The sequence below is a fragment of the Propioniciclava sp. genome, from assembly GCF_036744435.1.
Lineage (GTDB): Bacteria > Actinomycetota > Actinomycetes > Propionibacteriales > Propionibacteriaceae > Propioniciclava.
In genome coordinates, this window is sequence record NZ_DAIOIA010000093.1 from 1 (window position 1) to 12,051 (window position 12,051).

Genomic DNA, 12,051 nt, shown 5'->3' on the forward strand with positions numbered 1-12,051 from the left:
GCCGCAACGCCGGGGCGGCCTCCCCGCCCGCAGCGTGCTCCGCCGCCGCGACGCGCAGCACCGGCGCGTCCTGCGCGGCTTCGGCCAGCGCCGCGGATGGGACCCGCCCCACCCGCAGCAGCCCGGCCATCGCTTCCCCCGCCTTGACGATCTCCGCTCCCTGGGCAGCGGCCCTGCGGCGCTCTGTCTGCCGCACCAGCACGGCCAGGACCGTACCCGTCACGACGGTGCCTGCGAGCGACACCGCCACCCCGGAAGGCCCCGCCATCACCCCGGCCGCCACGATGACCAGCCCCGCTGCACCCAGAACCGCCACCGGTCGCGGCAGCCGACGCGCGGGACGCACGCTCGGCTCCCCACCCAGCCGCCGCAGGGCATCCCCGTCGGGCAGCCACCACCACACCGCCCAGGAGGCGAGCACCGCCGCCACCAGGGTCATGCCGCCACCGCCCGCATCACAGCCAGTTCCGCAGCCGCGCCGCGCCCGGCCCGGCCTCGCCGCGCCCGTCGGCGCCCCAGGTGCGTCCCGGAACCGCAGTCAGCAGCCCGTCGGCGCCCCGCTCGAGCACGGCCACCTGCTCCACCCAGCGTCGTCCGCCGCGGTCGCGACGAACGTGGATCACGGCGTCCAGCGCCGCACCCGCCTGGGCGTGGAGCGCCTCCCGACCCAGACCGCCGAGGACGCCGAGGGCCTCCAGGCGAGCAGGAACCGACTGGGCGCTGTTGGCGTGTACCGTCCCGCAGCCGCCCTCGTGCCCGGTGTTCAGCGCGGCCATCAGATCCACCAACTCCGCGCCGCGGACCTCGCCGACGATCAGCCGGTCCGGACGCATGCGCAACGCGTTGCGCACCAGGTCGGTCAGGCTCACCCCGCCCGCGCTCTCCGCATTCGCCACCCGCCCCTCCAGGTGCACCACGTGCGGGTGCACCGGGTTCAGCTCTCGGCTGTCCTCGACGATCACCAGCCGCTCATCGGCGGGGACCTCACCCAGCAGCGATGCGAGCAGCGTCGTCTTGCCCGAGCCCGTGCCTCCGCTGACCAGGACCGCCGCCCGCCCGGCCACCAGGCCCCGCAGCAGCGCCTCCCCCTCCGCGCACAAGGACCCCCGGTCGACCCAGTCGCTCAGCGACATGCGCACCCGCGACGGGACACGCAGCGAGACGCACGTGCGGCCCGCCACGCACGCCAACACGGCGTGTACCCGCGTACCGTCCTGCATCCGCGCATCCACGAACGGGCTGGCGTCGTCGAGGCGGCGCCCGACCTGCGCCGCGAGCCGCACCGCGAGCCGACGCACAGCCTCGTCGTCGGTGAACCGGACGGTCGAGCGTTCCAGCCCTCGCCCGCGATCCAGCCACACGTCGTCGGGGCCGTTCACCAGCACGTCGGTGACGCCCGGCATGCGCAACAGCTCATCCAGCGGACCCGCGCCCTCGCTGTCGCGCCGCAACGCGGCCACCGTGGCGAGCACGGACGCGTCGGAGACCACGTGCCCGAGCCAGGCCAGGGCCTCCGCCACCTCGACCGGGCGGGCCGACTCACCCCGCGCGCTCAGACGGGCGCGCACCCCGTCGAGATCAACGGCCATCGAGCACCCCCGCCGAGTGACCGGCCACCCGCCCCACCAGCGCCGCCACGGCGCGCCACCACCGTGCCCCCGCCGCACTCGGCGAGTCCCCTTCCGCGCTCGCGCGAGGCAACCGCCGATCATCGGGGACGACCCCCGCCAGCGGCAGCGCCAATGCCTCGGCAACGGCCTCGGGGGAGGCTCCTCCTGGCATCCGGCGGACGACCACCGCCCCGGACCCCCAGTCGAATCGCTCACGCACCTGGGCCGCGGACGCGACGCCGCGGGCATCACCCGCGCACACCAGAAGCGCCGCGTCCGCTCCTCGGACCGTATGCCGCGCCACCGGAGCGGGGGCACGGCCCGCATCCACGACAACGAGGTCGTGGTGCCGCGACAGCGTCCCGAGGACGGCGATCACGGCGTCACCGGGGGGAGGCTCCGAGCCGCGCCCCATCGCCACGAACGGGACGCCCTCGACGTGCGGCAGCAGGCCACGCACGTCGCCCACCTCACCTCGCGCGCCAACCAGCCTGGGCCACCGCCAGCCGGGCGCCCGCTCCACCCCGAGCAGGAGGTCGATCCCCCCACCCAGTTCGTCAACCTCGACGAGAGCGCTGCTGCGGTTCGCCCGCGCTGCCCCCAGGGCCAGCCCGGCGGCCAGCGTGGACGCCCCTACTCCGCCCGAGCCCCCGACCACCGCCACCACCCGGCCAGCCGCCTTCGGCTGGCCCGCCATCACGTCCGCCAGCAGCGCCGACCCCTGAGGCAGCACGATGACCGCCGCCCCTAGGGCGACCGACCAGGTGGCCGCATCGGCCTCCCCGAAGCCGACGAGGTACACCTCCGCGCGCCGGCGTGGTGCCACGGCCGCGATCGCCCCGGCGACATCTGCCCCCACCAGGCACACCGACGCGTGCGACCAGGAAGCCAGCCCGAGGGCCGCCTCGGCGCACACCTGTACCGCGACCCCCAGGGCGATCCCCGCGGCTTCGACCGCCTCACGAATGCGGGCATCGTGCGTGACCAGCACGACGAGGCGTTGCTCCTCCATGCCGTCAGCTTGGGCGGCTGCCCGCCTGCCGCGTCACCGGCGACACGATCTGTGGACAGCCGACGCGCCCATCCACAGGCTGCGCGCAGGTGTTGACCACGGTGATCGGTACGATCGAAAGCATGCCCGTGACCAGCCATCCGGCCTTCCCACGCGCGGCCATCGAGTGGCTGATGCCTGCGCGTGACCAGGCCCGCGTCCTGGTCCTCGGACGGGCCAGCGCCCCGGTGCTGACCGGCATCGCCTCCGAAGGCCTCCTGGTGGCGTGCGACGCCAGCCGGGGCGGCGTCCGGGCACTGTGGGCACGCGCCCCCCACGCGCTTCCCGTGGTCGCTGCTTCGGAGCACCTTCCGTTCCCCACCGGCACCTTCGACGTGGTGTTCCTGCACCAGTCCCTGCACCGGCTCGACCCGGCGGCCCTCGCCGAGGTGACCGGCGTCCTCGCACCCGGGGCGCACCTGGCCATCTCCTACACCGTCCGCGACGACTCCGTCCCCTGGGTGCGGCGCCTCACCGCGCTGCTCCGCGACGTCGACCCCGCCGCCATGGCGGGCGCGTACGGCACCGAAAGCGTCGACCGCCTCACCGAATCCGGCCTGTTCAGCGAGATCGAGGAACGACATCACCGCTTGTGGGTGCCCATTTCACGCGTCGATCTGCTCGACATGGTCGCCCGCCGGTTTCCCGACCTGGACGCCGACCGTCTCGGCCGCCTGATGGGTGAGGTCGGGGACCTGTACGAGTCCTCGGCGCGCGTCCCCGAGCCCCTGCTGCTGCCCTACCAGGTGTCCTGCTGGCGCGCGTGGGCCGACCCGCGGCGCGTCCCCCCGCCGCCGGCCCACCCCGATGGCGCCGTCTCGATCAAGGTGTAGCCCCGGCGGCGTCCTGTTCGGGCGTCGGCCGCTAGCATGAACAGCAGTCGTCGAAGGAGTTCCCATGTCTGAGCCTCAGCTCGGTGAAGTCATCAAGGACATCACCCGAGACGTCCAAGCCATCGTGCGGGGCGAGATCGAGCTGGCCAAGGCCGAGCTCCTGCCCCAGGCGAAGCGGCTGGGCTTCGGGGCGGGGCTCTTCGGCGCGGCCGGCTACCTGGCTCTCCAGGCGGTCACGCTGCTGTTCATCTGCGTCGGGCTGACGTTCTCGGCGCTGTTCTCGATGGTGGTTCCGCTGGCCTGGGCGTTCGTGCTGGGCTTCCTGACGCTGACCATCGCGGTGCTCGTCGTCGTGCTCGTGATGGTGCTCCTCGGCAAGAACAAGATGCACGTCGAGGAGCCGGCGAGCACCATCAACCAGGCGAACCTCACCATCGACGCGGTCGCCGACGCGATCGATCGCGCAGGCGCCAACGTGAAAGAGATCACCGCGAACCCGTCCCGGTCCGGCCGCGCCCTGAAGGAGCGGCCGGACTTCGTCTACGACGACAACGCGTAGACGCGGGCTTCCCACGGTTGCAGGGTCTGCAGATCCTGGCCCGTGCTCAGGTTGGTCAACAGCAGCCGGGCGTCTTCGATGTCGGGCAGTTCCGCCATCGGGACGCTCGCCAGCGACGAGGTCATGTTGGCCACGACCAGCAGCTTCTCCTCCCCCAGGGTGCGCGTGAACACCCACAGGCGTTCGTCGTCGGGCAGCAGCAAGTCGAAGCTGCCCAACTGCACGACGGGAAGCTCGTGCCGCAGCCGGATGAGTGAGCGGTAGTAGCCGCTGACGCCGTGCGGGTCGGCGGCGTCGGTGGCGACGTTGATGGTGGGCGTGGTCGGGTTGAGGGGCAGCCACGGCGTCGCCTCGGAGAACCCGCCCTCAGGCGTCCACGGCATCGGGGTCCGGGCGTTGTCGCGAGACATCTTCGCCAGGCCCGCCAGCAGCGCATCCGGGTCCGCGCCCGCGGCGACCGCCTGCCTGAACTGGCCCAGCGCCTCGATGTCGGCGTACTGCTCAAGGGACGTGAACCCGGCGTTCGTCATGCCGATCTCCTGCCCCTGGTAGACGAACGGGGTGCCCTGGTGCAGGTGCAGGACGGTGGCCAGGGCCTTCGCGGAGGCGACCCGGTGGGTGACCGAATCGTCGCCGAAACGGCTCACCGACCGTGGCTGGTCATGGTTCTCGAAGTAGAGCGAGTTCCAGCCTTCGCCGTACAGGCCCTTCTGCCACCTGGCCAGGTTCTTCTTCAGGTCGGGCAAGTGCAACGGCGCCACGTCCAGCTTCCCGCCCGGCCCCTGATCGAGACTGACGTGCTCGAAGGTGAACACCATGCCCAGCCTGTCGTGGTGCTGGGACGTGTACGCGCGAGCGTGCTCGACATCGCAGGACACCATCTCGCCGACCGTGAACAGTTGCTTGTCGGTCAGCCCGACGGCGTGGTTCATCTCCTCCAGGAACTCCACCAGGCGGGGGCCGTTGGCGACCCGGTCGATCTCGAAGCTGAACGGCTGACCGGGTGCGATGACACCATCGGCGAGCGGATAGGTCTTGCTGATGAGGTTGATGACGTCCATCCGGAAGCCGTCGACGCCGCGGTCGACCCACCAGTTCATCATCGCGAACACCGCCGCCCGGACCTCCGGGTTCTCCCAGTTGAGGTCGGGCTGCTTGCGGCTGAACAGGTGCAGGTAGTACTCGCCGGACGCCTCGTCGAACTGCCACGCCGACCCGCCGAAGAAGGACCCCCAGTTCGTGGGCTCGGCGCCCGGCGTCCCGGGCTGGAACCCCGCGCGCGCCGGACGCCAGATGTACCAGTCGCGCTTGGCGGAGGCCGGATCTCGGGATTCAACGAACCAGGGATGCTCGTCGGAGGTGTGGTTGACGACGAGGTCCATGATGAGCTTCAGGCCCCGCTCGTGGGCGCCGGCGAGCATCTCGTCGAAGTCGGTCAGCGTCCCGAACAGGGGGTCAATGTCCTGGTAGTCGGAGATGTCGTACCCGTTGTCGTCCTGGGGCGAGCGGTAGATCGGGGACAGCCAGATGACGTCCGCACCCAGATCTGCGACGTGGTCGAGGTGGTTGATGATGCCCCGCAGGTCACCGATTCCGTCGCCGTCCGCGTCCGCGAACGAGCGCGGGTAGATCTGATAGACGACGGCCTTGGACCACCACGGAGCTGCGAGTTCAGACATACCTCCAGTCTCGCCCTTTGCGACGGAAAAAACTACCGCTCGGGGGCCCTGATCGGGCCCGGCCGCCGCTCCGCGACGGGGGCCTCCCGCCCTCTCTCCTCCGACCGGATCGCCCTTCGGCCGGGACCACCGGCGGCTCCCGCCAGGTGTCACACTGAGGTTTCGCGACCAGCAGGAGGCGGCTTGACCAGCCCGACGCCCAGACCCATGGTCTTGGCCCCGCCGCGCCAGCGGCACGTGTTCCGCATCACGGCGGCGCAGCATCACGCGCCCCGCAACGATCCGGCGGCTGCCCTCAGCCTGGGCCGCAGCATCGTGCGTGAGGCGGCTGCCGACGGCGCCGACCTGGTGGCGTTCCCGGAGATGTGGTCCACCGGCTATGCGCTGCCCATCGACCCGGCGACGGCACAGCCGGTCGACGGTCCGTTCGTGGAGGGCTTCCAGGAGATCGCGGCCGAGCTGGGAGTCGGCGTCTTGGTGACGGCGCTGCTGGCGGGAGCGTCGGGGCCGACGAACTCCGCCTTGCTCATCGGGCGCCGCGGCGAGGTGTTGCTGCGACACGACAAGGCGCACCTGCTCGCGGACGCGGAAGCCGGTCTCGTCCCCGGGGACCGCTTCGACATCGGCTGGTTCGATGGTGTCGCGGTCGGCGTGATGACGTGCTGGGAACGCGAGTTCCCCGAAGCGGCCCGCGAGCTCATGTTGGCGGGGGCGGAGGTCATCATCGTGCCGAATGCGACGGCCTGGAACCCCACCCGCTCGCATCAACTCGAGGCGCGGGCCTTCGAGAACATGGTCGCGATCGCGTCGATCAACTACCCCGGCGACGGCTGGGGCCAGTCGTCGGCCTACACGCCGATCGTGTTCGATCCGCGGGGACGCCCGCTGTCGGCGCTGCTGGCCCAGGCGGACGCGCGTGCCCAGTATGTGCCGTTCCGCTTCGACCTGGACGCCTTGCGCGACTGGCGCGACCGTGAGGTGTGGGGGGCGCGCTACCGGCGTCCGGAGGCGTACCGCAGGCTCCGCGGGGAGGGCATCGCCACGTCGGGGGCCCCGGACGTGGCGACCGGAGCCGACTAGCCACGCACGACCCGGGTCGACGGGCGGGCGGGTGGAGCGCCGTCTGCGAGAGGGGGCGGGTGCGCTGCAGGTCAGGCGCCGGGTGCGTCCTCCCCGCCGACCCCGAACGCACGCAACCGGGCGGCCGCGGTGTCCATGTGCGCTTCCATGGCTTCGGCTGCCGCCACCGGCTGACCGGCGCGGATGGCGTCCAGGAGCCGGGTGTGGTCGGCGATGGTCTGGGTCATCTGCTGGCCGATCTGCACGGAACGGTCGACCCAAAGACGCAGCAGCGAGCGGACGGTCGAGAGCATCTGCTGCAGGATCGGGTTCCCGGCGATGGTCGCGATCCGGTCGTGGAATCGGAAGTCTGCGGTGACGAAGGCGGGGACGTCCGAGCCGGCGGCCGCCAGGTCGGCGACGCACGCGGCCAGGTAGTCCAGGTCCTCGTCGGTGCGCTTCTCGGCGGCGAGCCGGGCGACGAGGGTCTCCAGTTGCGTGCGGATCTGGATCAGGTCCTCGGTGGAGTCAGGGTTGACCAGCATTCCCCAACTGAGCGCCTGGGGTAGCAACTCCGAGGTCGTCCCGGCGACGTAGGACCCCGATCCCGGACGGACCTCGACGATGCCGAGGATCTCCAGGGCGGCCAGAGCACCGCGGATGGCGGACCGGCCGACGCCGAGGCTGGCGGCCAGCTCACGTTCGGGCGGGAGCCGGGTCCCGACCGGCGTTTCACCACTGGTCAGGTAGGTCAGCAACCTGCTGGCAACGCCAGATATGGCAGTCCGCTGCGGAATCTGTCCCAACAGCTCCTGGGCCGCCATTTCACGACTGGACATGGGGAGAACCGTACCAAGCGGACCCCCGAAAACCGCCTCGACGGTCCGGGGAGCGAGCGTCACGAAAATTGGCATACCGGTTGACCGGTTGACCAATCCGTCCCATACTGAAGGCAGACAAAGACGTCCGCGCCAACGACGGCGTAGAGAGGAGCACGAGGATGGTCGCTTCCGAGGCATCCAGCATTGAGCGCTCAACCATCAAGAAGGTCTCGGCACGATTGGTGCCGTTCGTAGCCTTGATGTTCTTCATCAACTACCTGGACCGCACCGCCATCGGGTTCGCCGGCCCGAACGGCATGACCCAGGACCTCGCCATGACGGCCGCCCAGTTCGGGTTCGCGTCCGGGGTCTTCTTCATCGGCTACATCATCTTGGAGATCCCCTCCAACCTCGCCCTGCACAAGTTCAGCGCACGCATCTGGCTCGCACGGATCATGATCTCGTGGGGCATCGTCGCCACCCTGTTCACCTGGGTGAGCAGCGCCACCGGGCTCTACTGGCTGCGGTTCCTCCTCGGTGTCGCCGAGGCGGGCTTCTTCCCGGGCGCGATCCTGTTCCTCAGCATGTGGGTGCCCGCCCGCCACCGCGCGAAGATCCTGTCGCTGTTCTACCTCGCCCAGCCCCTCACCACGGCCATCGGGGCACCCATCGCCGGGGCCCTGATCCAGGCACACGGTGTGTTCTTCGGGCTGGAGGGCTGGCGGTTCATGTTCCTGGGCGTCGGCCTCCCCGCCATCCTCATCGGCATCGCCGCCCTGTTCTACCTCAAGGACAAGCCGACCGACGCGACCTGGCTCACCACCGAGGAGCAGGAGTGGCTCACCGCCGAACTCGCCCGCGAGGCCACCGCAACCGGGGCCCGCGAGAAGCACTCGGTGCGCAGCGTGTTCAACAACGGCCGGGTCTGGACGCTGGCCCTCATCTACTTCGGCTTCGTCTACGGCCTGTACGCCCTCGGCTTCTTCCTGCCGACCATCGTCAGCGGGTTCAAGGCGACCCTGGGTGAGAGCTTCACCCCGGTGCTGCAGGGCCTGGTCACCGCCATTCCCTACGTGATCGCCGCCGTGGTCCTCTACCTGTGGTCCGCCGACGTCCACCGTCGTGGCCTGAAGCCGTGGCACATCGTGATCCCGGCCATCGCGGGCGCCGTGACCGTTCCCGTCGCCTTGTTCGCCGGGTCCCCGGTGCTCACCATCGCCATCGTCACGGTGACGGCGTGCGCGATCTTCGCGGCCCTGCCGAACTTCTGGACGCTGCCCACCCAGTTCCTCACCGGTGCGGCAGCGGCCGCGGGGGTCGCCCTGATCAACACCATCGGCAACATCGCAGGGTTCTCCGCCGGGTATGTCACCGGCTGGCTGCACGACATCACCGGCGCCTACACCGTGCCGATGTTCGTGGTGGGCGGCGCCATGGCGCTGTCGGCGATCCTGATGATCCTGCTCGCCCGGCGCGGCGCGGTCGCCGAGGCGGACCGTTCCGTCGAGCCGGCCGTGGGGCACTGACATGGCCGTCGGACTCAGCACGTACGCCTTCTTCTGGGAGTGGTCGGACCGCAACCCGACCCCGATCACCCTGGAGGCCATGCTGCGGCGCACCGCAGCCCTCGGCGCGACGGTGTTCCAGATCTGCGACTACCCCCCGGTCGAATCCATGACGGCCGATCAGCTGTCGGGGATCCGTCGGCTCGCCGACGACCTGGGGTTGACGCTCGAAGTCGGGACGCGAGGAGTGCGGCCAGAACACCTGCTGCGCTACCTCGACATCGCCGAAGCCCTGCAGGCGCGCCTCCTGCGATCGATGCTCCAGCGCGGCCCCGATACCCCCTCGCTGCAGGAGTCCATCGAGACCCTGACCGCGCTGGTGCCCGAGTTGGAGCGCCGCGACGTGACGCTCGGACTGGAGACCTACGAGCAGGTTCCGACCAGCGACCTGCGCGCCGTGATCGAGGCGGTCGGCTCCCCCCGGGTCGGCGTCTGCCTGGATCCCGGGAACACGGTCGCCGCCTTGGAGAGCCCGAGGGACGTGGTCCGCACCTGCGCGGACGTCGTCGTCAACCTCCACGTCAAGGACTTCCGCTTCTCGCGGCGCGACGGCTGGGTGGGCTTCACCTTCGCCGGGGCGCCGCTCGGCGAAGGCCTGCTCGACTACGCCGCCATGGTCGACCTCGTCCGCCCCGACGAGCGAGGCATCAACCAGATCATCGAGCACTGGGTGCCGTGGCAAGGCGACGCCGCCACGACCGTGGCGCTCGAACGTGAATGGACCGAACACAACCTCACCTATTTAGGAGTAACGAAATGACCAACCCCGCAGATGTGAAGGTCGCCGTCGTCGGAGCCGGCGGCAAGATGGGCACCCGCGTGTCCAACAACTTCGCGAAGTCCGACTACCAGGCCTCCTACGTCGAGACCTCCCCGGCCGCCGCGGAGCGCGTCAAGGACGCCGGGCGCGAGCTCACCGACCTGGAGACGGCCGTCTCCGGTGCCGACGTGATCGTGCTGGCCGTCCCGGACATCGCCCTGGGGCCGGTCACCGAGACCATCGCCCCGATGCTGCAGCAGGGCTCCATCGTCATCACCCTCGACCCGGCCGCCGCCTACGCCGGCCTGTTGAAGACGATCGACGGCGTCGCCTACCTGTGCGCGCACCCGTGCCACCCGTCGGTCTTCCTGGAGCGCACCTCGCCTGAGCAGTGGGCGGACACGTTCGGCGGCCAGGCCGCCCCGCAGGAGGTCGTGGCGGCACGGCAGTCCGGCACCGACGCGCAGCAGGCCCTCGGCGACGAGGTGATCCGCTGCATGTACGGCCCGGTCATCGACGTCCACTGGGTGACGGTGAAGCAGCTCGCTCAGCTCGAGCCGACGCTGGTGGAGACGGTCGGCTGCATGGTCGGCCAGTTCCTCAAGGACGTCATGGATCACGCCATCAACGAGGTGGGCATCCCCGAGCCGGCCGTGAAGGCCATCTTCTACGGGCACGTCTACATCGCGCTGACGAACGCCCTGCGCGGCTCCAACCCGTTCTCCGACGCCTGCCTGCTGGCGATGGACTACGGCCGCGAGGCCGTCATCAAGGACGACTGGGCACGTATCTGGGACGACGAGGATCTCGACCGGGTGCTGGCCAAGATGCTGCGCCTCGAGAAGATCGAGCGCTGACGAAGCGGCGGTGAGATCACGATGACACGACTGTTCAATCAACCGACCGGGTTCGCCGACGACGTCCTCACCGGCCTCGTGGACGCCTACCCTGCGCGGCTCCAGCGGGTGTTCGGCGGCGTGGTCCGCGCGACGGCATCGCCGTCGGGACAGGTGGCCGTCGTGATCGGCGGCGGTTCCGGACACTTCCCAGCCTTCTCCGGCTGGGTCGGCCCGGGGCTCGCCCACGCCGCCGTCCAAGGCAACGTGTTCGCCTCGCCCTCGGCCTCCCAGGTGCACGCGGTGTGCCGGGTGGCCGAGAACGGCGGCGGCATCCTGTTGTCGTTCGGGAACTACGCCGGCGACGTCCTGCACTTCGGGCAGGCCGCCGCCCGGCTCCGAGCCGAAGGGTACGACGTCCGCGTGCTGCCCGTCACCGACGATGTGGCCTCCGGCCCCCCCGAGACGCCCGGCCTGCGTCGCGGGACCTGCGGTGACCTGGTGGTGTTCAAGATCGCCGGGGCCGCCGCGGAACGGGGCCTCAGCCTCGACGAGGTCGAACGCGTCGCCCTCGCGGCGAACGCGGCCACCCGCTCCCTCGGCGTCGCGTTCGGCGGCTGCACGCTGCCCGGTGCGGACGCCCCGCTGTTCACCGTGCCCGAGGGCGAGATGAGCATCGGCCTGGGCGTCCACGGCGAGCCCGGCATCCGCGAGGTGCCCGCCGGGGATGCCACCGCCGTCGCCGACCTGCTGGTCGACGGCGTCCTGGCCGAGGAGCCCGTCCGCGTCGCTGGCGGCTATCAGGGCCGCGTGGTGGCCCTGCTCAACGGCCTGGGCGGGGTCACCCTGGAGGAGTTGCTGGTCGTCCACGGACGCGTCGCGTCCCGGCTGCGTGAGGCGGGGATCACGGTCGCCTCCGCCGAAGTCGGCGAGCTGATGTCCTCCCTCGACATGGAGGGCCTCTCCCTCACGGTGTGCTTCCTCGACGAGGAGCTCGAGTCGCTGTGGAGCGATCCCGCCGACTCCGTGAGCTTCCGCACGGCATCCCCCCACGATCGCCCTGCGCTCGTGCTCGGCGAGGAGGCCCGGACGCCGCGGACTCCCCACCTCACCGTGGGGACGGAGCCCTCCCGGGCCAGCGCCGCGCGGGTCGTGTCGGCGCTCCGCGTTCTCAACCGCACCGCCTTGGAGCGGGAGCAGGAGCTGGGCCGGCTCGACGCCATCGCCGGGGACGGCGACCACGGCCAGGGCATGACGCTGGGGTCCAGCGGGGCCCTG

Annotated in this window: 12 protein-coding genes; 7 read left to right on the forward strand and 5 right to left on the reverse strand. The window is 70.9% G+C overall.

Annotated elements, in window-relative coordinates; genetic code table 11:
- From V7E09_RS11405 to ssd, 3 genes are all read right to left on the reverse strand, one after another.
- Positions 1 to 439 (reverse strand): hypothetical protein (locus V7E09_RS11405; RefSeq protein ID WP_442956880.1); only part of this gene is annotated, 439 nt, incomplete at its 3' end.
- Between the two features lie 16 nt (positions 440 to 455).
- Positions 456 to 1,589, reverse strand: coding sequence for a TadA family conjugal transfer-associated ATPase (locus V7E09_RS11410; RefSeq protein ID WP_324510633.1), 1,134 nt, complete (start codon positions 1,587 to 1,589; stop codon positions 456 to 458).
- Positions 1,579 to 2,622 carry a septum site-determining protein Ssd gene (ssd, locus tag V7E09_RS11415; protein WP_324510634.1) on the reverse strand — a complete coding sequence of 348 codons (1,044 nt, stop codon included), beginning with the start codon at positions 2,620 to 2,622 and terminating at the stop codon, positions 1,579 to 1,581. The genes V7E09_RS11410 and ssd overlap by 11 nt, the downstream gene beginning before the upstream one ends.
- A gap of 122 nt (positions 2,623 to 2,744) precedes the next feature.
- Between ssd and V7E09_RS11420 the strand changes: the two genes are divergently transcribed.
- Positions 2,745 to 3,494 (forward strand): class I SAM-dependent methyltransferase, encoded by a 750-nt coding sequence (locus V7E09_RS11420; RefSeq protein WP_324523411.1) that lies wholly within the window; start codon positions 2,745 to 2,747, stop codon positions 3,492 to 3,494.
- Positions 3,495 to 3,558: 64 nt separating this feature from the next.
- The gene (locus V7E09_RS11425; protein ID WP_324510636.1) at positions 3,559 to 4,053 is read left to right on the forward strand and encodes a phage holin family protein; all 495 of its coding nucleotides are present in this window, start codon (positions 3,559 to 3,561) and stop codon (positions 4,051 to 4,053) included.
- On the opposite strand, the gene V7E09_RS11430 is transcribed toward V7E09_RS11425, so the two are convergent.
- On the reverse strand, positions 4,035 to 5,732 hold the full coding sequence (locus V7E09_RS11430) for a glycoside hydrolase family 13 protein (protein WP_324510637.1): 1,698 nt from the start codon (positions 5,730 to 5,732) through the stop codon (positions 4,035 to 4,037). The two genes, V7E09_RS11425 and V7E09_RS11430, sit on opposite strands and share 19 nt — an antisense overlap.
- A 183-nt stretch (positions 5,733 to 5,915) precedes the next feature.
- Here V7E09_RS11430 and V7E09_RS11435 point away from each other — a divergent pair, with 183 nt between their 5' ends.
- Complete coding sequence (locus tag V7E09_RS11435; protein WP_324510638.1) at positions 5,916 to 6,812, forward strand: carbon-nitrogen hydrolase family protein; 897 nt, start codon at positions 5,916 to 5,918, stop codon at positions 6,810 to 6,812.
- Between the two features lie 71 nt (positions 6,813 to 6,883).
- Here the strand turns inward: V7E09_RS11435 and V7E09_RS11440 are convergent, their stop codons facing one another.
- The gene (locus tag V7E09_RS11440; RefSeq protein WP_324510639.1) at positions 6,884 to 7,630 is read right to left on the reverse strand and encodes a FadR/GntR family transcriptional regulator; all 747 of its coding nucleotides are present in this window, start codon (positions 7,628 to 7,630) and stop codon (positions 6,884 to 6,886) included.
- A 161-nt stretch (positions 7,631 to 7,791) separates the two neighbouring features.
- Between V7E09_RS11440 and V7E09_RS11445 the strand changes: the two genes are divergently transcribed.
- The 4 genes from V7E09_RS11445 to V7E09_RS11460 all read left to right on the forward strand — a co-directional run.
- Positions 7,792 to 9,138: an MFS transporter gene (locus tag V7E09_RS11445; protein WP_324523412.1), complete on the forward strand. Its 1,347-nt coding sequence runs from the start codon at positions 7,792 to 7,794 to the stop codon at positions 9,136 to 9,138.
- Position 9,139: 1 nt separating this feature from the next.
- Complete coding sequence (locus tag V7E09_RS11450) at positions 9,140 to 9,937, forward strand: sugar phosphate isomerase/epimerase family protein (RefSeq protein WP_324510641.1); 798 nt, start codon at positions 9,140 to 9,142, stop codon at positions 9,935 to 9,937.
- Complete coding sequence (locus tag V7E09_RS11455; protein ID WP_324510642.1) at positions 9,934 to 10,794, forward strand: phosphogluconate dehydrogenase C-terminal domain-containing protein; 861 nt, start codon at positions 9,934 to 9,936, stop codon at positions 10,792 to 10,794. Before V7E09_RS11450 ends, V7E09_RS11455 begins: the two co-directional genes overlap by 4 nt.
- 21 nt (positions 10,795 to 10,815) lie before the next feature.
- Positions 10,816 to 12,051 (forward strand): dihydroxyacetone kinase family protein (locus V7E09_RS11460; RefSeq protein ID WP_324523413.1); only part of this gene is annotated, 1,236 nt, incomplete at its 3' end.

Excerpts from the sequence above, each read along its gene's own strand:
- V7E09_RS11410 (WP_324510633.1), bottom strand. The coding sequence starts at position 1,589 with ATGGCCGTTGATCTCGACGGGGTGCGCGCCCGTCTGAGCGCGCGGGGT.
- ssd (WP_324510634.1), bottom strand. The coding sequence starts at position 2,622 with ATGGAGGAGCAACGCCTCGTCGTGCTGGTCACGCACGATGCCCGCATT.
- V7E09_RS11420 (WP_324523411.1), top strand. The coding sequence starts at position 2,745 with ATGCCCGTGACCAGCCATCCGGCCTTCCCACGCGCGGCCATCGAGTGG.
- V7E09_RS11425 (WP_324510636.1), top strand. The coding sequence starts at position 3,559 with ATGTCTGAGCCTCAGCTCGGTGAAGTCATCAAGGACATCACCCGAGAC.
- V7E09_RS11430 (WP_324510637.1), bottom strand. The coding sequence starts at position 5,732 with ATGTCTGAACTCGCAGCTCCGTGGTGGTCCAAGGCCGTCGTCTATCAG.
- V7E09_RS11440 (WP_324510639.1), bottom strand. The coding sequence starts at position 7,630 with ATGTCCAGTCGTGAAATGGCGGCCCAGGAGCTGTTGGGACAGATTCCG.
- V7E09_RS11445 (WP_324523412.1), top strand. The coding sequence starts at position 7,792 with ATGGTCGCTTCCGAGGCATCCAGCATTGAGCGCTCAACCATCAAGAAG.
- V7E09_RS11450 (WP_324510641.1), top strand. The coding sequence starts at position 9,140 with ATGGCCGTCGGACTCAGCACGTACGCCTTCTTCTGGGAGTGGTCGGAC.
- V7E09_RS11455 (WP_324510642.1), top strand. The coding sequence starts at position 9,934 with ATGACCAACCCCGCAGATGTGAAGGTCGCCGTCGTCGGAGCCGGCGGC.